This is a genomic window from Streptomyces sp. NPDC020731 (genome assembly GCF_044334705.1).
Classification (GTDB): Bacteria; Actinomycetota; Actinomycetes; order Streptomycetales; family Streptomycetaceae; genus Streptomyces.
Genome location: NZ_JBIRTN010000015.1, coordinates 108948 through 130723 on the forward strand (window position 1 = coordinate 108948; position 21776 = coordinate 130723).

Below are 21776 nucleotides of genomic sequence, written 5' to 3' on the forward strand. Positions count from 1 at the left end.
CGCCGGCGGCCCGCCGGAAAGTCGGTGAGGTTCAGGTGGACGGCTGATGGAAACCGCGATGGCTGCCGTGGTGCGGGAGAGCGGCGCGTACGGCGGGCTGCTGTACGTACTGCCGCCGGGCGACGACGCCCTGTGGCTGGTCGTGGTGGCGGGAGCCCCGCACGAGCTCGCGAGTCCGTGGCGGCGGATCGCGCTGACCGATCCGATGCCGGTGGCGGACGCCGTGCGCGAGCGGCGCCTGGTGTGGATCGGCGGACAGGAGGAGCTGGCACGCCGCTACCCGCGGCCGGCCCTCGTGCTGCCGTACGACTTCGCGCTCTCGGCCGCCCCGGTCACGTCGGGCGCCACGGTCCTGGGCGGACTGGTGCTGCTGTGGTCCGGAACCCGTTCCCCGCAGCTCAGCCCCGGCGAACGCGACGCCATCGAATCGGGCTGCCACCGTCTGGGCAGCCTCCTCCGGGAGTCCGCGGACCGCGGCGATCCGCTGCTGCCCGCCGGCCGGCCGCGGACCCTGCCCCTGCCGAAGGGGCGCACGGTCCCGCCCGGCGAGGCGGCCGCGGTCACGGCCTTCGTCGACCGCCTGCCCGGAGGGTCCTGCGCACTGGACATGAACGGCCGCATCACCTTCGTCACTCCCGCCGCCGCCGATCTCTTCGGCGCCGGCCCGGACGAGCTGGTGGGCGCCCTGCCCTGGGAAGCGCTGCCGTGGATGGACGTCCCCCAGGTCGAGGACCGCTACCGGGCCGCGCTGGTCAGCAACCAGCCGCAGGCGTTCACCGTCCTGCGCCCCCCGGACACGTGGCTGACGTTCAAGCTGTACCCGGACCCCTCCGGCATCAGCGTCCGCATCACCGGCGCCGATCCGTCCGAGGACGCTCCCGCGTCGCCGTCCGCGCCGGCCGCCGGTCCCAGCCGCGCCGTCCTGCTGTACCAGCTGATGCAGCTGGCCGCCACCCTGACCGAGGCCGTCGGCGTACAGGACGTGGCCGACCAGACCGCCGACCAGCTGCTGCCCGCCCTCGGCGCCCAGGGCATGGTGCTGATGGCCCCCGAGGACGGCAGGCTGAGGATTCTCGGCCACCACGGCTACAGCGCCGAACTCATCTCCCGCTTCGACAACCTCCCCCTGAGCGAGGACATCCCCGTCGCCAGGGTCCTGACCACCGGCGTCCCGCACTTCTTCACGAACTTCGCCGAGCTCCAGCGCGACTACCCGGCGACGACGCACGAGGACGGGATGGCCGCCTGGGCCGTCCTGCCGCTGATCGCCTCCGGCCGCCCCAAGGGCTCCCTCCTCCTCTCCTACCGCCGGCCCCGCGCCTTCCCGCCCGGCGAACGCGCCGTCCTCACCTCGATGGCGGGCCTGGTGGGGCAGGCCCTGGACCGCGCCCGCCTCTACGACACCAAACACGACCTCGCCCACCGCCTGCAGTCCGCCCTGCTGCCGCACGCGCTTCCCCACGTCCCCGGTCTGAAGGTCGCCGCACGCTACCTTCCGGCGGCCCGGGGCCTGGGCATCGGTGGCGACTTCTACGACCTCATCCGCCTCGACGAGCACATCGTCGGCGCCACCATCGGCGATGTGCAGGGCCACAATGTGGATGCCGCGGCGCTCATGGGGCAGGTCCGCACAGCCGTCCACGCCCACGCCACCGTGGGCTCGGCCCCCGATCAGGTCCTGACCCGCACCAACCGCCTGCTCACCGACCTCGAGCCGGGCCTGTTCACCAGCTGCCTCTACGTCCACCTCGACCTCACCACCCACCGCGCGTGCGTGGCCACCGCCGGCCATCCGCCGCCCCTGCTCCGTCATGCCGACGGACGCACCGAAATCCTCCCGGTCCCACCCGGTCTCCTCCTCGGCATCGAGCCGGACTCCCGCTACCCGGCCCTGGAATTCCGGCTGCCGGCCGGCTGTGTGCTCGCCCTCTACACCGACGGGCTCGTCGAAGCTCCCGGAGTGGACCTCGACGACGCCACCGCGGCCCTCGCGGGGCTCCTCGAACACGCGGACCCGACCGACCTCGACACCATGGCCGAGACCCTCATCCACCACGCCCTCGCTCCCGGCGACGACGTCGCCCTGCTCCTCATCAGTCCCCGTGGATGACGCGGCGAAGAGGCGGCCGGGCTCCGACGCCGTCGGTCGGTGAGGTGACTCGGGGCGGCGCCGGGACACGGGCTGCGGATCCCGCAGAAGGTGATCGCTACGGTGACGGTCCTCGGTGCCGGGATGCTGTTGCCGGCGGTCGGCACACCGGCCGGCGCGGTGGCCTGCACCGCGGGCCCCATGTGGCCGGCCCGCCGGGGCGCCCGGCACCGCAAGCGCTCGGGTCACCGGCAGGGACAGGCGCAGCCGTCCGAGGGCCGGCAGGCCGGCTCGATCCGGTCCAGGTCTACGAGGTCGACGGTCCGGGAGCGGCCCGGCCCGACGGGGGCGCTTCGGACCGGGTCCGCGACCGGTGGGTGAACGAGCGCACCGGCGACATCGCCGAGGGCTACGGGATCGACGAGGGACGACCTCCTGCGCCTGGGCCGGGCGCGACCCCGGCTTCGTCCACCGGCCTGCGGCCCCGTATCGGACCTCAGCGCCGGGCCAGCGCCAGCACGCTCAGGCCGAACATCAGGACGCCCAGGGGGAGATGGACCGACGGAACGTGGGCGATGCCGAGCACGACCTGGGCCGAGGCGAGTACGAGGAAACCCGACGCGTGCCACACCGGCCGGGGCGAGCCGCCGCCCGGCTTCCACGCCAGCACCGCCGCGAGCACGTACAGCATCGACGCCCCGTACATCACACGGGCTCCGGCACTGTGCAGCGTCTCGCCGTAGGACGAGCCGAGCAGCAGTCCGGCGGAGACCGCCTGAAGGAAGATGGTCAGGGTCTGCAGGGCGATCGCGGTCCGCAGGAACGAGGAGCCGCGCCGGGCGTTCGCCGTGGTCGTCACCTGAGTGGCCATGTCACAGTCCCCTTTTCCCGCCCTCGGGCGGTAGATCGATAAGGTCTCGCAGGACCGACGACGCGGGCCTGCGAAAGGTAAGGCGAGGGGGCGGCCGGAAACATGGGGACTGTCGGGAACAGCACGGACGGGACGGCCGGCGAACGACGCCAACTGATCAATGTCGCCTACCGGCTGCTCGGTTCGGTGACCGAGGCCGAGGACGCCGTACAGGACGCCTACGCACGCTGGTACGGGCTGCCGCGAAGCAGGCGGGAGGAGATCCTGTCCCCCGGCGCCTGGCTGACGACGGTGACCGGCCGCATCTGTCTGGACCTGCTCGGCTCGGCGCGGGCCCGCCGTGAACGGTATGTCGGCGCGTGGCTGCCCGAGCCACTGCCCGATCGCACCGAGTGGGCCCGGGCGGGCGGCCCGGACCCCGCCGTTCCCCCGGACCCCGCCGACCAGATCGTCCTGGACGAGTCGGTGGCCATGGCCTTCCTCGTCGTCCTGGAGTCGATGACGCCCGCCGAGCGGGTGGCGTTCGTCCTGCACGACGTCTTCCGGTACCCGTTCGCCGAGATCGCCGACGTCCTCGGCCGGACCCCTGCGGCCTGCAAGCAACTGGCTGCCTCCGCCCGGCGGCGGATGGGCGTCGTGCGTGCTCCGGTGACGGCGACCGGCCGGGCCGACGTGGTGAGGCATGTCAAAGAGGCATGGGAGACCCAGGACATCGCGGCCCTCGTCGGTCTCCTCGACCCGGCCGCGGTGATGACCGCGGACGGCGGCGGCATGGTCGGCACCGTCCTGCGCCCGGTGGAGGGCGGCGCACGCATCGCCCAGTACATGGTCGCCGTCGCCGACAGGGCTCCGGGGATCGAAATCCTGGAACGGTCGGTCAACGGTGTGCCGGGCCTGGTGGCCCGGCGTGCCGGAGTCGTCATGACCGTGGCGTCGTTCGACGTCTCCGACGGGCACGTCACCCGGATCTGGGTGGTCCGCAACCCGGAGAAGCTGCGACCGTGGGCGCGGGAGGGTTAGGAGATGCCGTTTGGATCTTGCCGGGGTCGCGGGGCCCGGCACGCACCTCCGCGGCGTCGCCGTCGGTCCTCGACGCCCCGCGTCGACCCCCTCCTCCGCCTCGCAGCCGCACGCACCGGACCCCGCCCGGCTCGGCTGTGAGGCGCCGTCGCCCGAAGCCGGCCTGATCCAAACGACACCCCCCAGCCGGCACCGGCCCGGCGGAGCGTGCGGTCGCCGCCGGCGGGGTGCTGCTCGTGATCAGCGTCGCAGCCATTCGTCGAGGAGCGCGGCTTCGGCCTTGCTGAGGCCGGGCAGCTCGGGCAGGAGAGTGCGGAAGGCCGCGACGACGGCCGCCCGGTCCCGGGTGGGGACAGCGGGTTCGTCCACGAGGACGGCGCGGGTGATCGCGTCGAAGGCGGCGTCGGCCAGGTGCGGGTCACGTTGCTCCGGCGGCAGGGTCAGCAGGGTGTGGATGGTTCCGACCCCCGCCGAGCGGATGAGGTCGACGGCGCGTTCCTCGCTCACCCGCAGCCGTCCGGCGGCGGCGATTCTGCGCACCCGTTCGGCGAGGACCAGCACACCCTTGACCTGCGCCGGAGTGTCGCGCGCGCGGGCCGGGTCGAGCAGCAGGCCGTAGACGTACGGGTGGGCCAGGCCGAAGCTGATCTGCGTGTTCCATCCGGCGCGGAGGTCTTCCACCGGGTCGTCCGAAGGCGCGGTGGTCTGCTTGCGTGCCACGTGGTCGGCGAAGACCTGTTCCACGGCGGCGACCAGCAGGTCGTCCTTGCCCTGGAAGAAGCGGTACAGCGCGGGAGGCTGCAGCCCTGCCTCCTGGGCCACGCGGCGCGTGGTCACCGCGGCGGGTCCCTGGTCGCGCAGCAGGCCGGCCGCGGCCTTCACGATGCGGTCCCGTGTGATGTCTCGCCGCTGCGTGTTCGGTGCCATGGAGACGATGGTATCGCCCGTGCGTGACAAGCGATGTTATCAATGACATCTCCGACCGGACCGCCGTACAGCCTGGCCCCAACTGCGGGGAACCGGCCGTCCCCTCCCTGTGTGCATGTGATTGCTTCCAACGGAAGTATCAGTGTTATCGTTATTTTCGTTCCATTGGAAGCATCATCGGACAGGAGCCAGCCATGCTGATCGTCACAGGGGCCACCGGCCGCCTCGGGACACTGATCGTCGACCGCCTGCTGGAGCGGATACCGGCCGACAGGATCGGCGTCAGTGTGCGCGACGTGCGCGGGGCCGCCGGCCTCGCAGAGCGCGGCGTCCGGGTCCGGGCCGGAGACTTCACCGAACCCGACAGCCTGAAGCACGCCTTCGAAGGTGCCGAGCGCGTCCTGGTCGTCTCCGCGGCCATCCGAGGTGACGGCGCGGCGGCCGCCAACAGCGCCGCCGTCGACGCAGCGCGGGAAGCGGGCGCCCGGCGCATCCTCTACACCAGCCACCAGGCCGCCTCGCCCACGTCGCTCTTCCCGCCGCAGCGGGTCCACGCGGCCACCGAGGAGTACCTCAAGCAGCAGGAAGTCCCCTGCACCGCCCTTCGCAACGGCTTCTACGCCGCCACCTTGAGTCACTACATCGGCGCCGCGCTGGAGACCGGCACACTCGCCGTGCCGCAGGACGGCCCGGTGTCCTGGACGGCCCATGAGGACCTGGCAGAAGCCGCGGCCGTCGCTCTGACCGAGGACGGAGCGCTCGAAGGGATCACGCCGCCGCTGACAGCCCCGCACACGCTGGACTTCACCGACGTCGCCGAGATCCTCGGCCGCATCACCGGCCGGACCGTCACCCGAGTCGTCATGGACGACCACGAGTGGACATCCGCGGCAGTCGCCCACGGGATGCCGCGGCCGGCCGCGGAGTTCGCCCTGACGATGTTCACCGCCTCACGCAAGGGCGAGTTCGACGTCGTCGACCCGACGCTGGAAACCGCCATCGGCCACCCCGCGAAGACCGTCCACGAGGTCCTGGAGGCAGTCGTACGCTCGCTGCGGTCATCCCGATGACCGCAGCCCGGCGCACTCGTCGACGAAGGCGCGGAGCCGGCGGATCAGGCTCAGGAGGGGGCGGGGTGACTCGAACGGCCGCCTGCGGGCGTGCCCTGGACCCACTGCTGCCACAGGCCGTCCTCGGCCAGGAACCGCGCGGCCCGGTCGGCGCCGGGGCGGGCGGTCAGCGGATCGGCGTCGTCCCGCGTGCCGAAGGCGGCCAGGGCCACGCAGTACGCCAGGCCCGTGCGGCAGGCCTCGCCGGCCGGCAGGAGCTCTCCCGGTCACGCGCGGAACCCGGTCCGGCCGGAGACGGCGATGAGCCGAGCGGCGGTCCTGCGTTCACGCCGCCCGCCTTCGAGGAGTCGCCGAGTTCATGGGGGGGGGTGGCGAGTGCGGCGTCCTCAAAGGCGTCGCGCACCACAGGATCCCGACTCGTCGGGCCCGAACGGACCGGCCGTGAGAGCGGAGAGGAGGCGGTCCGCCGGGAGGGCCGGGGCCGTGTGGCCGTTGAAGCCAGTGGTCGTCCGCGCGGCGAGCAGGGAGTTGATCACCGCCTCCTCGACGCCGTCGAGGACCGCTTCGAACAGCGGCCCCAGTGCGGCATCGGCCACGGACACGCCGGCTCCCCCCGGTCGCGTGCTGAAGGCCACGGCGTAGTCGCCGCTGCCATGGCTGTAGGCCGCGCCCGAGCGGGCCAGGGCGAATACCGCACGGCGTGCCGCGCGGGTGAGCTGCCGGGCGTCGAGAGGGGCGTCCGTGGCCACCACGATCATGCAGGAGCCGGTCTCTCCCCCCGCCGCCGGATCGTCTGCTTCGAGGCCCACGGACCCGGGTGTGACGGTGCGGCCCAGGACGCGCAGTGTGCCGCCGAAGTTCGCCTGCACCAGGACGCCCGCTGCGAAACGTCGTCCTTCCAGGTCCGGCGTGCGTGAGGCGGTCCCGATGCCGGCCTTGAAGCCCAGGGCGACCGTGCCGGTTCCCGCGCCGACGCAGCCCTCGGCGACCGGCCCGCCGGACGCCGCGTCGAGGGCGGCCCGGACGTGCTCCTCGTGGACGGGCCGTGCGCGGATGTCGGACAGGAAGCCGTCGTTGCACTCCCCCACGACAGGGTTGAGGCTGCGCACCTCCTCGCATCCGGGCCGTTCGAGCGTCCAGCCGACGAGGGCGTCGGCGACGCGGAAGGCCGACAGCGTGGAGGTGAGCAGCACCGGCGTCTCCAGCGTGCCGAGTTCGGCGAGTTGGGTCGTGCCGATGAGTTTGCCGTAACCGTTGCCGGTGAAAGCCCCCGCGGGCAACGGCGTGCGGGGGCCGACGCCGTCGGGCACGACGGCGGTGACTCCGCTGTGCACACCAGGGGGCCGGCGGACGGTGGTGTGGCCGACGCGGACGCCCGGCACATCGGTGATCGCGTTCAAGGGCCCGGTGGCGGCGCGTCCGATGACGATGCCGAGGTCACGGGCCCGGCGCCCGGTGCCCGGCGCGGACTGCGGTTGAGCCAGGTGTTCCATGAGGGTGGACGTTACGCGGCCCACCCCGGCCGGGTCGTCACCCTCCGCCGCGGGGCGGAGAGTCAGGCGCAGGACCAGGCCGACATTCCCTGGAGCCGGGCCAGACGTCCGGCCACGGTGATCTGTTCCTCGCGGGTCGCCAGGTCCGCGCGCGGGGCGTACTCGAGTCCGCCGGCCGCGACCCAGCTCGACTGCGTGAACTGCAGGCCGCCGTAGTGACCGTTGCCGGTGTTCGCCTGCCAGTCGCCGCCGGACTCGCACGCGGCGATGGCGTCCCAGTCGGTCCCCCGGGGAGCCGACTGGGACGACGCCTTCGCTTCGGCGGTCACGCCCAGGACGGTCGCGGCCATCAGGACGATCGCGGCGGCCCGGATCCGGCTTCCCCGTGAACTCCGCACGTTGTCTGCAGGGGCGTTTCGTCTATGGATCATATGGAACTGTTACACCGTGCCACCGCGAGACGGCTCGTCGACGACCGTCTCCTTGCCCCGGACGGGGTACGCGGTCGTCCGCCCCGCCGGCGACGCCGGCGTCATGGCGCCCTCCATGACAAGGCGGCCGGGCCGCGCACTACCTCGACGCGGGGACCGGCGCGGTGTCCCCGGGCGGCGCGGGCGTGGTGCCGCCGCGGCGGAGCAGGCCCGGCAGGGACAGGGCGCCCGGCCCGAAGAAGACCAGGAGCAGAAAGCCCCAGCAGAACAACGCCGGTGACAGACCGCCGTTCTGCAGCGGGAACAGACCGTCCTTCTGGTGTTCGGTGAAGTAGGCGAAGGCCATGGCTCCCGAGCTGAGGAACGCCGCGCTGCGGGTCGCGACCCCGAGGAGGACGAGGGCACCGCAGACGAGCTCGATCACGCCCGCGTACCAGAACGGCCAGTCACCTGCCGGGGCGGCCTTCCTGTCCAGCACGCCGAAGACCGTGGCGGCGCCCTCGCTGGTGAACAGCAGACCCAGGACGATGCGGAACAGGCCCAGAACGAGAGGTTGGTGGCCGGCCAGCCGGTCGCTCGGGCGGGCGGTGCTCATCGTCGCGTACTCCTTGCGTCGGTCGGTGCAACGTGGCGGGCCGGCGCCGGGGATCGCGCGCGTGAGAGGCCCTCCGCTCTCCTCTTACGCGCGCGCCGGTCCCACGGTTCAGCCGAACCCGCCACCCCGTCGCTCAGGACCGCGGTGGGACCGAGTGGAAGGTCCAGTGTCCCGAACCCACCTGGTACCCGGACGTGCGCAGCAGGCGCGCTCCCTTCGGTGCCCCGGCGCGTCCGCCGGCTGCGGGGACGTGCACCTCGGCGGTGCTGCCGGCGGGGACGTCCACGGTCAGCCGGAAGCGGTCGGCCGTCCGCGCCCAGTCGGTGCGGGCGATGCCGTACGGCGTCCGGTAGGAGCCCGACGCCGAGGTCATGTCGCCCTCGACGGCCGGGGCGATCAAGAGTTCGGCGTAGCCGACGGAGTCGGCGGTCTGGGAGATGCCGGCGACGCGGGTGGTGAACCAGGAGTCGATGGCGCCGAGCATGAAGTGGTTCTGCGACTGGCCGGGGCCACCGTCCCAGGACTCTCCGAGGGTGGTGTTGCCGGCGCGTACCTGGTAGCCGTAACTGGGGCTGGTCGTCTGCGTGGCGATGGCGTGCACGACGTCGTCGCGTCCCGCGCCGCTCAGCACCCGGAAGGCCGCGGGCAGGGAGATCTCGCCCAGCAGCAGATGGTGGCCCGCGTCCCGGATCACGGTGGTGAAGCGGGCGAGCAGGCGCTCCCGCTCCCCCGCCGGGTGGGCGCCCATGTCGAGGGCCAGGGCCTCGGCTCCGTGGCCGCCGCCACCGAAGGCCCCGGTGGTGGTGTCGTCCCGACATGCGCGAGCGGGACGCCACACAGGCATGCCGCTGTGCGGACGGCGCACGCGCCGTCCGCACAGCGGCTGTCTCATTGTCGGGTCCGGGAAGGGTGGATCGAATCGTTCAATCAGATGCCGGCCTGCGCGTACGGCACCAGCTTGACCGGTCCCACGAGTCCGTGGTCCTGGCGGGTCAGGGAGCCGAAGACCTCCGGACGGGTCGTCCTGAGGCGGTTCACCAGCGGCGTGGCCACCTCGATCTCGATGGTGTTCTCGCCGCGCCGCAGCAGCGGCCCCACGTCGATGACGGGCGACATCCGATCGGCGGGGCCCGACTCCTTTCCGTTGACCGTCACGCGGAAGGTGTCGCTCACCTGTCCCAGGTCCAGGAAGGCGCCGTGGCCGGAGGTCCAGTCGTGCGGGAGCACGACGGTGGTGCGGTAGCGGCCGATGCCGGCCGAGTCCGCCAGTTCGGGGATCTTCGACCAGGGCAGCAGGGTGTCCAGCACCAGGTCCCTGCGCACCTTTTCGGTCCGGGTGACGTCGGAGCCCGGGACCCAGTCCTCCACCTCGAGCCGCCACCGGTCCGGCTCGATCACGGCGGGCACGGACGGGAAGGTGGTGGTGACCGTGCGGCCCTGGGACAGCTCCGTCCGGTACGTACCCGCCGTACCGGCCCGCACGGTGAGTCCGTCCCGGGTGAACAGCACCTCGTCGGCGTCCGAGGAGACGGCGTGGGGACGGTTTCCGTTCCGGTCCCCGAAGAGTCCCGGCCGCCCCAGCGCGACGATCGCCGTCTGGCCCGGCCGGAGCGCGACGCGCAGGGTGATCTCGTCGCCCTTCTGCGTGTACCGGCCCACCCGCACGGCCTTGCCCGTCCAGGCATCGAGGAGATAGGGCACCGACCGGCGACCGCGGGTGCAGCGCAGGGTGACGTCGTGGTCGATCGCGGCGACGGGCGGCTTGACGGTCTCGGCGTGCTTGCCGTTGCACAGGTAGTAGAAGTCCGCCTCCTTCGTCACGCGGTGCGCGTTGAGGAGCGTAGAGGAGGCGGAGTAGCGGGCGTCGGGGCTGACGCCGAGGGCGGTGAGGGCGTCGCCGACCGCGGTCTTGTCGGTGACCCGGACCACGTGGGGCAGGGCGAGCAGGCGGGCCAGGACGTCCCGCAGCCGCTCCGTCTCCCCGGATTCCGGCACGCCCGGCGTGAGCGCCTGGTCGAAGGCGCCGAGGAGCACCATGGGCAGCCCGGCCTCGGCGAAGCGGAGCAGTTTGCGGGCGTCGGCCAGGGCGAGGGTCGGGGTGGAGCCGTAGAAGAAGTCGCCCTCGACGAACAGCGCCTTGTAGGCGGGGCCGTCGGGGGCCAGACGGCCGCCGGACACCCTGGCGTTCGGCAGGTCCAGCAGCGGACCGCTGAGGAACTGGTGGGTCCAGCCGAGTGGGACACCGGTCGAGGTGAACCAGGACGCGCCGATGCCGGTGGCGGTGTAACCGGTCTGCCGGTAGACGGCGACGTCCGCGCGGACCGTGCCGGCCTGGAGGACCTGGTGCACGCGGCCGAGGTAGCCGGAGATGTCCTCGACGTGCCGCCAGGTCGGCTGCCGGGGTCCCCAGGACTCGCCGTAGCCGGGGCTGCCGTTGTAGGGGCTGAAGGCGGCGAAGCCGGGCCACTGCGCCTCGGGGGCCTTCGCGTAGGAGAAGCCGTGCAGGACGGTCTGGTTGACGCCCGCCGCGTACGCGCCGCCCATGGTGCGCAGGACCCGGTCCCAGGTCGTGCCGTAGGCCGAACCGTTGTACGCGCCCGACTCACAGGACAGCACGGTGTGCCCGGCCATGTCCCGGCCGCCGGCCAGGCACCGGTAGTCGTCCAGGTTCTTGAAGCCGAGGGACTCGCCCTCGGCGATGTCGAGGATCGCGGCGGACTCGATGGCGTCGGTCTGCAGGCCGTAGGGCTGCGAGCGCAGGGTCATGTCCAGGGTGTGCGCCCAGTCCCGCAGCGCGCGCAGGTGGTGACGGTTGAACAGGTCGGACACCGTGCCCCAGAAGTCGTGCCTGATCTGCCGGGTCAGCTGGGCCTCGAAGGCGAACACCTGGTTGCTGTCGTCAAGGACGAGGGCGGGCAGATGGGGCAGCAGTGGACGGCCCGTGCGCTTCTCGAACTCCTGCGGCAGCCGCTCCGTCCAGACGAGTCCCTCGGTCTCCATCTCCACGGAGTCCTCGAAGAAGGCGCCGCCCGCCGCTTCCAGCAGGCGCCGCAGGGAGCCGGTCAGGATCCGACGCTCCCAGAAGTCCGTGACGGCGGTGGTACCGGCCGCGCTGAAGTGGTCGACCACGTAGGCGGCGGGGGCGGAGTGCGGTCCGGACTCCGGCTGCTGGCCCGAGCCCCGCTGCCAGTAGGAGATCAGCACCCATTCGCCCTCGGCGGGCGCCGTCCACGTCAGGGCGCCGTCGGCGACCTCGGCGGTCAGGTCGCGGACGCTGTCCGGGTCGAGTCCCGTCTCCTTGCGCGTGGAGTTGGCGGGCTCGACACGAACGGCCTGGACGGCGAGGAGACGCGCACGGGTGACTCCGGGGGCGGCCTCGTGCACGGGCTGGGGCACCGGACCCTCGTAGGTGGCGCCGCCGGCCAACGAGACGCGGCCGTGGACGAGTTCCTTGGCCGCGGCCGCGTCGTCGGGAGTGACACCGGGCACGGCCACGGGCCAGCTCGGGCCGAGGGTGATGTCCACGGTGAGGCCGCGTCTCGCCGCCCGGCGCAGGGCCGCCTCGACACCGTCGCGCCAGGGTCCGCCGCCCCAGCCGTGACGGGCGGTGTCCAGCAGCGACTTGTCCTTGATGCTGTGGTGAACGGCGGCGATCTCCACTCCGCCGAAGCCCGCGTCCGCGATCTGGTCGATCTCACGGGATATCTCGTCCGGGTCCACGAGACCGTCCGGCCACCACCACCGGAACTTGGGCCGCACCGACCGGGCGGGGGCGGCGAACCAGTCGGCGGTCGGCCCGGCGCCTCCGACAGCGGGAAGCGCGACGGCGCCGGGCGAGGCCGCGCCGAGGGCGGCCGCTGCTCCTACGGCCACTGCCGTGGCCAGGACCGTGCGCCTGGACATCCCGCCACGTTGCGGGACGGATTCGTCGTACATGAGTGCACCCCAGAGAAGTTCACGCGCATTGAATCGTTTCAATCGCTACCAAACGCGGGAACGCTAAACCGCGCGGTTCGGACGGGTCAAGGTGTGGGACGCGAGGTGTTCTCCGAAACCGGTGATGTACGCGGGTGACATCGACGGGGTCCACGACCAGCCGGTGTGGGTGCCGGCGCCTTCTGCCGGGCGGTCGGCTCGGCTTCACACCCTGTACACACGAGAACGAGCAAATGCCCTCCGTCCGGAGGACAGGGGCATCGTCGCGGCTCGGCGACGATCGGCCAAAGCGCTTTCCTCCCCTGCGATCGCCTTCGTACGGGACTGGCGGGAAGCGGGACCACTGGACAGGATGGACTGTCCGGTACGAACGACGGCAAGGCGGCCCGCTTTCCATGCCTCAGTGGTCGATCAACGACATCAGCGATCCGCTCGTGCTGGAGATCCACCGTTCGGTCGAGGTTCGGACGACCGGCACGGCGTCTCTCCCCGTGCTGCCGGCCTACGTACGGCGGGAGCACGACGATGTGCTCGACGCGTTGGTGGTGGAGGCGGCCGCAGGGCACAGCCGGCTGGTGTGTGTGGTGGGCGAGTCGTCGACGGGCAAGACGCGGGCGTGCTGGGAGGCGGTGCGGAAGCTGCCGGACGGCTGGGAGCTGTGGCAGCCCGTCGCGCCGGGCCGGGGTCAGGCGTTGCGGGACGGGCTGGCCTCGGTCGGGCCGCGGACCGTGGTCTGGCTCAATGAGGCCCAGCTGTTCCTCCTGACTCCCGCGGGCGGTTTGCGGGCGGAACTGGCGGCCGGGCTCAGAGAGTTGCTGAGCGACCCGAAGCGGGCGCCGGTGCTGGTGGTGGCCACCCTGTGGCCGGGCTACTGGCACGAGCTCACCTCGCTCCCGGCCGACGGAAGCCGTGAGGACGAGCACAGCGAGGCACGAGCCCTGCTGAGCGGCCGCGATGTGCAGGTGGCGGCCAGGTTCCGGCCCGACGAAGTGGCCGCGGCACGCCGTGCAGGGCAGAGCGACCCTCGTCTGACACTGGCCGTGGAGAACGCGAACGAGGGCCAGGTCGTCCAGTACCTCGCGGGAGCACCCGCCTTGCTGTCCCGCTACGAGTCGGCGCCCGTCGGGGCGAGGAGCCTCATGACCGCCGCGATGGACGCCCGGCGGCTGGGTCACGGACCCTCGCTGTCCTACGGGCTCCTCGCCGAGGGCGCCGAGGGCTACTTGACGGACGAGGAGTGGGACTCCCTGGCAGAGGACTGGCTGGAGACGGCCCTGGCCCATGTCGCCTCTCCCGTCACCGGAGTGCGCGGAGCGCTGGTCCGAAGGCGTCCGCGTGCCCGCCGCACGTCCGGTGGTGCCGCTTCCGGCGAGTTCGCGTTCCCGCACTACCGTTTGGCCGACTATCTCGACCAGCACGGCCGGCTCACGCGCCAGGACGACGTCGTCCCCTCCGCGTTGTGGGAGGCGCTGCTGGTGCACGGGGACAGATCCGGGTTCCTCTCCCTGGGAGAGTCGGCGCAGAACCGCGGCCTCCTCCGGGTGGCGGCGCTGTTCTACGCGCAGGCGGACGGAGGCGCCGAGAAGCTGGCGCAGCTTCTGAACGACTGCGGGCGACAGGAGGAGGCACGTCCCTGGTGGATCCGGAGCGCGACGGAGCAAGCGGGAAGCTTCGCCTTGAGCCGCGTTGTGCAGGGAGCTCCCTGCGGCACGCCGGAGGAAGCGGAGGAGATCCTGAAGTGGTGGTGGGACGAGGTGCCCAAGGAACGTTCGCAGGGGTCGGTGCTGAGCCCGCTCGTCCAGCGCATGGGACCGGTGGACGATCCGAGAGCGCTGCTGTGGTGGCGCCGGGCCGCTGAGCAGGGACACACCAAGGCCGAGGAGACGTTCGTCGGCCATCTGCGGGCGACGGGCGGTCCCGATGCGGTACTGGCGTGGTACCGGGAGCGGGGTGCGGACGGTCGGTGGTGTCCCGGCAGAGCCACGGACCTGCTCATCGGACTCGGACGTGCCGAGGAGGCGCTGACGCTTCTGTCGTCCTCGGACGAGGACGACGTCCACTCCTTCCTCAGGCTCGGCGAGCTGCTGCTGGAACGCGGGGAGGAACGGAAGGCGGTCGAATGGCTGGCCAGGGCCGGCCGGGACTCCGGGTCGACCGGGGAGCGGGCCGCACGGGTGCTGTTCCGCATGGGGCGGGACGACGTGGCTCTCGAGGCTCTGGGGAGAGCCGCGGAGGACGACGATCACGCGCTGGTCGTCGCCGCCCGCGTGCTCGACGAGGCCGGACGCCATGCCGAGAGCCTCCACTGGTGGCGCCGCGCAGCCTCGGTTCCCCGTCCCGGATCCTGGGTCTGTCTCCAGTACGCCGGATCCCTCGCCAGGAACGAGGAGCTGCCCGAAGCGCTCGTGTGGTACCAGCGCGCGGTGGAGGGCGGCGAGCGCCGCTTCGCCCAAGCCGTCGACGCGTGGGAGCTGGAGCTGCTGGCGTCCCAGGGGAAGACCGCGGCCGACCTGACACGATGGCGGCTCACCTACGCGGCTACCACCGAACTCCTGGGGAAGCCCTTGCGACGATGGACCGCTTCGGACGACGAGAAACTGTCCTGGCTGCTCGAACTGACCGAGAACGGCCACCCCAGCGCGATCTACTACGCCGTCTCACGACTGTGCGACGCGGGACGGGAGGGCGAGGCCTTGGACCTGGCGCTCGCCCAGGCGGAGCGCGGGCATGACAGGGCGCCCGGCACGGTTGCCGAACTGTACTCGGAGGCAGGCGAGTTGGAGTCGGCTCTGCAGTGGTGGGAAAGAAGTGCGCGGCACACCGGTCACAGGTCCGCGGCGTACAGTGCGGGTGGACGCGCGCTGAGGGAAGCCGGCCGTACGGAGGAAGCCACGGCATGGTTCCGGCGTGCGGTCGAAGCCGGTGACGTGGACCTCTTGTGGCTCACCGTCGAACTGTACGAAACGCTGGAGCGCCACGGGGAAGCACTCGCGTGGCTGTGGCAACTCGCGGTCCGCGGCTGGCCCTTCTGTGTGGGCCTGGCGGCTGACGTGCTTCGGCACGGCGGCGAGGAGAGGGAGGCGGAGCGGTTGCGGCGGTACGGATGGGAGCCGGACGGGTCCACCGCCGCCGCGTGGACGGCACCGCTGCCCTCCTGATCCGGTCCCGCCCGGCACGGAAGTCCGCGCCCGGCCGCTACGGGACGGTGACCGCGGCCCGGGCGGCAGTGAGGAACGCGCTGTGGGCAGCGGCGTAACGAGGCGGCGGCGCGGTGGGGGCGAGCGCGCCGGCGAGGTCCTCCGCGGCCGTGACGACGGCGTCGGGCCCTTCCAGTCGTACGACGTTCAGCGCTTCCCCGACGGCGTTCACCGCGTCCGCGTACTCCTGCCTCCGGGCCGCGGCGGTGGGGCCGCCCAGTGCGTCGTGGTGGGCGGTCCTGGCCTGGTGCGCGGCTTCGGCCCTGCCGAGGAAAGCCACATACGCCGTGCGGCGTACGTCCCGCTCGACGGCGCGCGCCTGTTCGGCGAGGGTCTGCCGGGTGACGGCGAGTTGAGCGGCCACCTGGCTCTGCGCCGCGGCCCACGCGGCGTCGGCCTGGCTCTTTCCCGCGGCCCAGGCGGCGTCGGCCTGACGCTGCCCGGCCGCCCACGCGGCGCCGGCCTGACGCCGGGCCGCCAGCCAGGTGAGCACGCCCGTCACCGCGCTGCCCCCGACGGCGGCAGCGGCGGCGACCAACGCCGTCGCGATCTGCGTGTCCACAGGTCACATCCCCCGCTTCCGTGCACGGACGTGCCGCAGCCTACCGAGCCCGCCCTCATAGAGTCCCGGTCATGACATGGAGCGAAGCGGAGTACCTCGACTACTTGCACGCCGAGCGGCGTGCCTACGCCTGGGTGATGCGGCATTACGGCGGCCTGGCGCCGGCGGAAGCCACGGAAGCAGCCCTGGAGTGCTATCCGTACGAGCCGGAGGACCATGCCTACCGCGGTCTGGTCTTCCATGACACGTCCTGGCACTGGGCGATGCTGACGATCCACGGTGACCGGTACACGGTGGAACACCCCGAACTCGTCCATCCGCCGTCCGCCTACGAGGCTCTTGAGTGAGGGCCTCACCGGGCGTTTTGCCGGAACGGCAACATCTCGTGCCGGTTCGCGGGAGGTTGGGCAAGACTCGGACGCGTTCCCCGGCAGAAGGAGCCCTCACATGAGTACCACCGACGCGATCACGTTCTGGGACGGTGTCCACGCGGCCCGACCGGCCGCCACCGATCCGCGGCCGAACGCACGTCTCACCGAGACGGTCGCGGACCTGCCGCCCGGTGACGTGCTGGACCTCGGATGCGGCGCCGGTGGCGACGCGTTGTGGCTCGCCCGTCAGGGATGGTGCGTCACCGCCGTCGACGTCTCGTCCGTGGCCGTCGAGCGCCTCGCCTCACTCGCCGTCTCGCAGGGTCTGGACGATCGGATCACCGCCCGGCGGCACGATCTGCGCGCCTCGTTCCCGGACGGGGTCTTCGATCTCGTCTGCGCCCACTACCTGCACACTCCCCTCGACCTGGACCGGGCGACCGTGCTGCGCGAGGCCGCGCACGCCCTGCGGCCGGGCGGGCGGCTGCTGGTCGTCGACCACGGGTCGACCGCTCCGTGGTCGTGGAACCAGGATCCCGACGTCCGGTACCCGGCCCCGCGGGAGGTCGCCGCGGACATCGGCCTGGACCCGGCGGCATGGACGGTCGAGCGGGCCGACTCGCCCCGCCGGGTCGCGACCGGACCGGACGGGCGGACCGCCGAGGTCACCGACCACGTTCTGATCGTCCGCCGCACGGCCTGAACCGGCTCAGCCCGACACGAGGAGGCACCATGCGTCACGGAAACCGGGGCGACACCCCGCCGCCCCGCACCGGGAACAGCGAGACCGAGGTGCTGCGCGGCTTCCTCGACCACCTGCGCAGCTCCGTCTCCGCGAAGGTCGAGGACGCCCCCGAACCGCAGGTCCGCACTGCCGCAGTGCCCTCGGGCACGAACCTGCTCGGGCTGCTCAACCACCTCACCTTCGTCGAGCGGGCCACGTTCCTCGGGGACCGGGTCACCGACTGGCAGGCCACCTTCCACGCCGCGCCCGCGGACGGCGTGGCCGATGTCGTCACCCGCTACCGGCAGGCGGTCGCCCGGGCGAACGACGTACTCGACGCGTGCGCCGACCTCGGGGCACCGGTTCCCCGCCCCCGGTCGAACGGTCCCGCTCCGAGCGTCCGCTGGGCGCTCACCCACATGATCGAGGAGACCGGGCGCCACGCCGGCCACGCGGACATCCTCCGTGAACTGATCGACGGGGCGACCGGACGCTGACCCCGCCCCGGGTGCCGTGCCACCGGCCGACGGGAGACGGGGCACCCCTCGGGGGCCGCCGGACCAGCACGGCGCGGGCCGCGTTCCGTACCCTGGCGGCATGCGCATGCGCCCCACTCTGAGCTGGACCCCCGAAGAAGACCTGCCGCCGGGCTCCACGGATCCGGAGCCGGTCGCCGAGGCGCTGAGCGCCGGCGGTGTGCTGGTGCTCAGCGGGGCGGGCATCTCCACCGAGTCGGGCATCCCCGACTACCGGGGCGAGGGCGGGAGCCTGAGCCGCCACACACCGATGACCTACCAGGACTTCACCGGCAGCGACCGGGCCCGGCGCCGGTACTGGGCGCGCAGCCACCTCGGCTGGCGCACCTTCCGCCGTGCCCTGCCCAACGCCGGGCACCGGGCCGTGGCCGCGTTCGGGCGGCACGGCCTGCTCTCGGGTGTGATCACGCAGAACGTCGACGGTCTGCACCAGGCCGCCGGCAGCGAGGGCGTCGTGGAACTCCACGGCGGCCTGGACCGGGTCGTCTGCCTCTCCTGCGGCGCCCTCGGCCCGCGCCGCGAACTCGCCCGGCGGCTGGAGGAGGCCAACGCGGGCTTCGCGCCGGTGGCCGCGGGAATCAACCCCGACGGTGACGCCGACCTCACCGACGAACAGGTCGGGGACTTCCACGTGGTGCCCTGCACGGTCTGCGGCGGCGTCCTCAAACCGGACGTGGTGTTCTTCGGCGAGAACGTGCCGCCGCAGCGGGTCGAGCACTGCCGCACGCTGGTCCGTGAGGCGGCCTCGCTGCTCGTCCTGGGGTCGTCACTGACGGTGATGTCCGGGCTGCGGTTCGTCCGCCAGGCCGCCCAGGCCGGCACACCGGTACTGATCGTCAACCGGGACCCGACCCGGGGCGACCGGCACGCCGTCACCCGGGTCGCGCTCCCCCTGGGAACGGTCCTCACCACCGTGGCCGACCGGCTGGGCGTCCCGACGGACGGCCGGACGGCGGTCTGAGCGGCTGCCTCCGTATCCGCTCACCGCCCCCGGACCGTCCGGGGCCCGCCGTGTCACTCCTCGTCGCGCAGCCGGGCCGTCAGGGAGGTCAGCGGCTCGGACTCCTCGGTGTGGCCCAGTGCGGTGAGGCGGGTGACCGCCGCGTCGAGGCGGGCGAGGGCCGGGGCGGGGCGTTCCAGGTAGATGCCCTCCACGGCACCCGCGAGGCGGACGCACTCGGCCCACTCGCCGACGTGCTCCTGGTCCCGTCCCGGCTCGCCGAGCAGGGCGAGGGCCTTCTCCAGGGCGGTCAGGGCGTCCTCGTACTCACCGGCGTAGGCGTTGACACGCCCGTGTTCGTAGGCCAGGGCGGCGTCCAGGGGTCGGCCGTGGACCTCGTACCCGGCGGCGCGGGCCTCGTCGGCGATGCGGCCGGCGTCGGCGAGGAAGCCGCGGGCGTCGGCCAGTCCCTCCGGGCCCTGCCGCTCCGCCTGGAGCCGGGCGAGTTCGCGCAGGCAGTTGCTGAGCTGCTCGTGGCGCGGATCCTTGGCGTGGGCGGCGAGTGCCTGGTCCGCGGCCTCGCGGGCGCGGCCGAACTCGCCGGACTCGCCGAGGAGTACGGCTGTTTCGGCCGCGATCATGGCGTGGCTGCCCGGGTCGTCGTCCCAGCCGGCCGACTCGGCCGCGAGGGCGACGAACTCCGTCGTGGCGGCCTTGAGGTCGTCCCCCGCGTGCAGCGCGCGGGCGCGGGTCAGACGCAGTTGGGCGACGAGCCGGTCGTCCGGTTCCCCGGCGGCGACGTCCGGTTCGGCGAGCACGGAGTCGAGCAGCGCGATGCAGTCCTCGACGCGGCCGAGGTCGAGGCTGAGCCGGGCCGCGTTGCTGTAGGTGCAGTACGCGTCGAACCGGCTGCCGCCGCGGAGGTCCAGCTCCGCGGAGCGGGTCAGGTGCCGCAGCGCCTCGTCGGGGCGGCCCAGATGCAGGCAGGCCCCGGCCAGATCGCTGTGGAGGCGGGAGGTGTCGACCGTGTCGGCCGGCCAGTCGGCGGCCAGCCGCAGGCCCTCGGCCAGGTCCGTGTACGCGGCCTGCGCGTTCTGCAGGCCGAGCTGGAGCCGGCCGCGCAGGGCGAGGGCGCGGGGCAGGTGCCAGGCCGGGCCGTGCGCCTTGAGCCGGTCGAGGGCGCCGTCGGTCCCGGTGAGTGCGGCGGGCAGGTCGCCGGACATGGCGTACGTGGTGGCCCGCAGCAGCAGGGCCCCGGCGATCTGCGCGTCGACGTCGTGCCGGGTGGCGAAGGTGTGCAGCAGGTCCACCTCGGCGAGGACCGGCGCGATGTGCTCCTCGCTTCCCGACGTCTGAAGGCGCACGCCGAGCGCGGTGGCCCGCAGCCGCAGCAGGCGGGCCTCCTGGCGCGGGGTGAGACCGGGCGTCTCCTCGTGCAGGCGGACCATGGACGCGTGGGCGGCGGTCAGCGCGGCGGCCTTCGCCTCGGTTCCGTCGGCGTCCTGCGCGGGAGTCCGTGCGGTGGCGAGCAGGGCGCAGGCGCGGGCGAGTGCCGCGTGGCCCGGCTGCCCGGCGTCGTCGTACAGGCCCGCGGCCTCCTCGTGGAGGGCGGCGGCGTCGGCGAACTCGTCCTTCTCGCCGGCCCGGCTCGCCTCGTCGGCCAGCAGGTCGGCGCACAGGTGGACGAGCGGGCCCGCGGCCGGGTCTTCGGGGTGGGTGTAGTCGCGGGTGGCGACGAGCGTGCGCAGCCGTGCCCAGCAGGCCCGCGCGTCCGGGTGCCCCTGTTCGTCCAGTTCCCGTGCCCGGCGGATGAGTTCGGGCAGCGACTCGGGGACGGCGGGGGCCGTACGGGTGGTGGGCGCGGCGACCGGGGCCACCGGGGCCACGTCGTCGAGGGTGCGGGTGCGCAGGGTCAGTTCCAGTGCGTCCAGGAGGGGGGCACGGTCGAGGCGGGCTCTGCGGCGGTCGGCGTGGGCGGTGGTGCCGTTGCGGGCGTCGAAACGGGCGGCGAGGTCGTCGGCACGCTCCCGGACCTCGGCGCGCAGGCCGGTCGCCGTCCAGGTGCGGCCCGTGAATCCGGCGGCGGGCAGTTCGCCGTGGCCGAGGTGCTCGACGCGCTGGAGGAGGACCTCCACGCCGGTGAGGAAGTCGAACTGCTCCCGCGGCGAGTCCACCTCGTCGAACAGGTTCCGGTTCTCGGCGAGGAGTTCCAGACCGCGTGCCTCGTTGCCGGTCAGCGCGCAGAACTCCAGGTGCCGCCCGACCTCCCCGGACATCGAGGGGTTGCGGCGGCAGCCGCGGTAGCCGGCGAGGTGCAGTTCGCGGGCCTCGTCGGTGCGGCCGGTCCGCAGCAGGGGCAGCAGCGCGTACGAGAAGGAGCGGGCCGGCTCCTCCTGGCAGGATTCCTTCCCGGCCAGGACGGGCTCCCAGGTGCGCAGTGCCCGCGCGTCGTCGCCCGCCGCCAGGTGGTAAAGGGCGCGCTCGCAGATCTCGCAGGCCTCGCAGTCGCTGAGCCGGGTGCGGGTGCGGCCGGCCCACAGCTCGTAGGCGAGGGCGGTGTCCTCGCCGATGTGGGCGGCGAGCTGGTACGCCTGGCCGTAGTAGGGCTGGAGGCCGAGACCGGCCTTCTCGTACCGGTCGCGCATCTCCGTCAGCCACTGGCGCAGGCTGGCCAGCGGAATCTCGGGCAGCGCGCGCAGGGCGTTCGCCACCCACTTGAACCGCCAGAACAGCGTGTGGCGCAGGCGGTCGTCGAAGACGTCGGGCTGCTCGTCGAAGAGGGTGAGCAGGCGGGCGAAGACGACGGGCGACTTCCGGGGTTCGGAGCCGTAGGTGTACGCCTCCTGGAGTTCGAGGAGCGCGCGGACGAGCGGAACGGGCTCCGCGAACTGCTCGGCGGCGTCGACGAGTTCCTCGGCGGTGACGGTGCGGGCGCGGCCGTAGGGGCGCCGGCGGTTCTCCTGGAGCGCCTGGTGCAGCTCGTCCGTGCTCTGGGGATGGGGTGCGGTCGGCAT

Annotated in this window: 18 protein-coding genes and 1 pseudogene; 9 read left to right on the forward strand and 10 right to left on the reverse strand. The window is 72.9% G+C overall.

Annotated features, from left to right (window positions below; translation table 11 throughout):
• Nucleotides 1–46 precede the first annotated feature (46 nt).
• Both ACH4VX_RS23390 and ACH4VX_RS23395 read left to right on the forward strand, forming a co-directional pair.
• Entirely contained in the window at nt 47–2110 is a 2064-nt protein-coding gene (locus tag ACH4VX_RS23390) for a SpoIIE family protein phosphatase (protein ID WP_398369735.1), read from the forward strand.
• 72 nt (nt 2111–2182) lie between these two features.
• A pseudogene (locus tag ACH4VX_RS23395) lies at nt 2183–2383 on the forward strand (ZIP family zinc transporter); the annotation flags it as partial.
• Nucleotides 2384–2585: 202 nt separating this feature from the next.
• Here the strand turns inward: ACH4VX_RS23395 and ACH4VX_RS23400 are convergent.
• Complete coding sequence (locus ACH4VX_RS23400; protein WP_398369736.1) at nt 2586–2960, reverse strand: hypothetical protein; 375 nt, start codon at nt 2958–2960, stop codon at nt 2586–2588.
• A 102-nt stretch (nt 2961–3062) separates the two neighbouring features.
• Between ACH4VX_RS23400 and sigJ the strand changes: the two genes are divergently transcribed.
• Entirely contained in the window at nt 3063–3980 is a 918-nt protein-coding gene (gene sigJ / locus ACH4VX_RS23405) for an RNA polymerase sigma factor SigJ (protein ID WP_398369738.1), read from the forward strand.
• 240 nt (nt 3981–4220) lie between these two features.
• On the opposite strand, the gene ACH4VX_RS23410 is transcribed toward sigJ, so the two are convergent.
• On the reverse strand, nt 4221–4907 hold the full coding sequence (locus tag ACH4VX_RS23410; RefSeq protein ID WP_398369740.1) for a TetR/AcrR family transcriptional regulator: 687 nt from the start codon (nt 4905–4907) through the stop codon (nt 4221–4223).
• 194 nt (nt 4908–5101) lie between these two features.
• Here ACH4VX_RS23410 and ACH4VX_RS23415 point away from each other — a divergent pair, with 194 nt between their 5' ends.
• The gene (locus tag ACH4VX_RS23415) at nt 5102–5977 is read left to right on the forward strand and encodes an NmrA family NAD(P)-binding protein (RefSeq protein WP_398369741.1); all 876 of its coding nucleotides are present in this window, start codon (nt 5102–5104) and stop codon (nt 5975–5977) included.
• A 50-nt stretch (nt 5978–6027) separates the two neighbouring features.
• Here ACH4VX_RS23415 and ACH4VX_RS23420 read toward each other — a convergent pair whose 3' ends face one another.
• From ACH4VX_RS23420 to ACH4VX_RS23445, 6 genes are all read right to left on the reverse strand, one after another.
• On the reverse strand, nt 6028–6231 hold the full coding sequence (locus ACH4VX_RS23420; RefSeq protein WP_398369891.1) for a DUF6000 family protein: 204 nt from the start codon (nt 6229–6231) through the stop codon (nt 6028–6030).
• 132 nt (nt 6232–6363) lie between these two features.
• The gene (locus ACH4VX_RS23425; protein ID WP_398369743.1) at nt 6364–7470 is read right to left on the reverse strand and encodes a P1 family peptidase; all 1107 of its coding nucleotides are present in this window, start codon (nt 7468–7470) and stop codon (nt 6364–6366) included.
• A 62-nt stretch (nt 7471–7532) separates the two neighbouring features.
• Nucleotides 7533–7901: a transglycosylase family protein gene (locus ACH4VX_RS23430; protein ID WP_398369745.1), complete on the reverse strand. Its 369-nt coding sequence runs from the start codon at nt 7899–7901 to the stop codon at nt 7533–7535.
• Nucleotides 7902–8040: 139 nt separating this feature from the next.
• Complete coding sequence (locus ACH4VX_RS23435; RefSeq protein ID WP_398369747.1) at nt 8041–8496, reverse strand: DoxX family protein; 456 nt, start codon at nt 8494–8496, stop codon at nt 8041–8043.
• A 133-nt stretch (nt 8497–8629) separates the two neighbouring features.
• Complete coding sequence (locus tag ACH4VX_RS23440) at nt 8630–9340, reverse strand: alpha-L-rhamnosidase C-terminal domain-containing protein (RefSeq protein ID WP_398369748.1); 711 nt, start codon at nt 9338–9340, stop codon at nt 8630–8632.
• An 83-nt stretch (nt 9341–9423) separates the two neighbouring features.
• Nucleotides 9424–12399, reverse strand: a complete 2976-nt coding sequence (locus ACH4VX_RS23445) for a glycosyl hydrolase (protein ID WP_398369750.1) — start codon at nt 12397–12399, stop codon at nt 9424–9426.
• A gap of 428 nt (nt 12400–12827) precedes the next feature.
• On the opposite strand from ACH4VX_RS23445, the gene ACH4VX_RS23450 reads away from it, so the two are divergent.
• Nucleotides 12828–15590 (forward strand): tetratricopeptide repeat protein, encoded by a 2763-nt coding sequence (locus ACH4VX_RS23450; protein ID WP_398369751.1) that lies wholly within the window; start codon nt 12828–12830, stop codon nt 15588–15590.
• Nucleotides 15591–15627: 37 nt separating this feature from the next.
• Here ACH4VX_RS23450 and ACH4VX_RS23455 read toward each other — a convergent pair whose 3' ends face one another.
• Nucleotides 15628–16191, reverse strand: a complete 564-nt coding sequence (locus tag ACH4VX_RS23455) for a hypothetical protein (RefSeq protein WP_398369754.1) — start codon at nt 16189–16191, stop codon at nt 15628–15630.
• 71 nt (nt 16192–16262) lie between these two features.
• On the opposite strand from ACH4VX_RS23455, the gene ACH4VX_RS23460 reads away from it, so the two are divergent.
• From ACH4VX_RS23460 to ACH4VX_RS23475, 4 genes are all read left to right on the forward strand, one after another.
• Entirely contained in the window at nt 16263–16538 is a 276-nt protein-coding gene (locus ACH4VX_RS23460) for a hypothetical protein (protein WP_398369755.1), read from the forward strand.
• 100 nt (nt 16539–16638) lie between these two features.
• Complete coding sequence (locus ACH4VX_RS23465; protein ID WP_398369757.1) at nt 16639–17265, forward strand: SAM-dependent methyltransferase; 627 nt, start codon at nt 16639–16641, stop codon at nt 17263–17265.
• A gap of 29 nt (nt 17266–17294) precedes the next feature.
• Nucleotides 17295–17783, forward strand: coding sequence for a DinB family protein (locus tag ACH4VX_RS23470; RefSeq protein WP_398369759.1), 489 nt, complete (start codon nt 17295–17297; stop codon nt 17781–17783).
• Between the two features lie 100 nt (nt 17784–17883).
• Nucleotides 17884–18783, forward strand: coding sequence for an NAD-dependent protein deacetylase (locus tag ACH4VX_RS23475; protein WP_398369760.1), 900 nt, complete (start codon nt 17884–17886; stop codon nt 18781–18783).
• 53 nt (nt 18784–18836) lie between these two features.
• On the opposite strand, the gene ACH4VX_RS23480 is transcribed toward ACH4VX_RS23475, so the two are convergent.
• Nucleotides 18837–21776, reverse strand: coding sequence for a hypothetical protein (locus tag ACH4VX_RS23480; RefSeq protein ID WP_398369761.1), 2940 nt, complete (start codon nt 21774–21776; stop codon nt 18837–18839).

Excerpts from the sequence above, each read along its gene's own strand:
- ACH4VX_RS23465 (WP_398369757.1), top strand. The coding sequence starts at position 16,639 with ATGAGTACCACCGACGCGATCACGTTCTGGGACGGTGTCCACGCGGCC.
- ACH4VX_RS23470 (WP_398369759.1), top strand. The coding sequence starts at position 17,295 with ATGCGTCACGGAAACCGGGGCGACACCCCGCCGCCCCGCACCGGGAAC.
- ACH4VX_RS23410 (WP_398369740.1), bottom strand. The coding sequence starts at position 4,907 with ATGGCACCGAACACGCAGCGGCGAGACATCACACGGGACCGCATCGTG.
- ACH4VX_RS23445 (WP_398369750.1), bottom strand. The coding sequence starts at position 12,399 with ATGTCCAGGCGCACGGTCCTGGCCACGGCAGTGGCCGTAGGAGCAGCG.
- ACH4VX_RS23415 (WP_398369741.1), top strand. The coding sequence starts at position 5,102 with ATGCTGATCGTCACAGGGGCCACCGGCCGCCTCGGGACACTGATCGTC.
- ACH4VX_RS23450 (WP_398369751.1), top strand. The coding sequence starts at position 12,828 with ATGCCTCAGTGGTCGATCAACGACATCAGCGATCCGCTCGTGCTGGAG.
- ACH4VX_RS23475 (WP_398369760.1), top strand. The coding sequence starts at position 17,884 with ATGCGCATGCGCCCCACTCTGAGCTGGACCCCCGAAGAAGACCTGCCG.
- ACH4VX_RS23460 (WP_398369755.1), top strand. The coding sequence starts at position 16,263 with ATGACATGGAGCGAAGCGGAGTACCTCGACTACTTGCACGCCGAGCGG.
- ACH4VX_RS23400 (WP_398369736.1), bottom strand. The coding sequence starts at position 2,960 with ATGGCCACTCAGGTGACGACCACGGCGAACGCCCGGCGCGGCTCCTCG.
- ACH4VX_RS23425 (WP_398369743.1), bottom strand. The coding sequence starts at position 7,470 with ATGGAACACCTGGCTCAACCGCAGTCCGCGCCGGGCACCGGGCGCCGG.
- ACH4VX_RS23430 (WP_398369745.1), bottom strand. The coding sequence starts at position 7,901 with ATGATCCATAGACGAAACGCCCCTGCAGACAACGTGCGGAGTTCACGG.
- ACH4VX_RS23480 (WP_398369761.1), bottom strand. The coding sequence starts at position 21,776 with ATGCCGACCGCACCCCATCCCCAGAGCACGGACGAGCTGCACCAGGCG.
- ACH4VX_RS23390 (WP_398369735.1), top strand. The coding sequence starts at position 47 with ATGGAAACCGCGATGGCTGCCGTGGTGCGGGAGAGCGGCGCGTACGGC.
- ACH4VX_RS23440 (WP_398369748.1), bottom strand. The coding sequence starts at position 9,340 with ATGCCTGTGTGGCGTCCCGCTCGCGCATGTCGGGACGACACCACCACC.
- sigJ (WP_398369738.1), top strand. The coding sequence starts at position 3,063 with ATGGGGACTGTCGGGAACAGCACGGACGGGACGGCCGGCGAACGACGC.
- ACH4VX_RS23435 (WP_398369747.1), bottom strand. The coding sequence starts at position 8,496 with ATGAGCACCGCCCGCCCGAGCGACCGGCTGGCCGGCCACCAACCTCTC.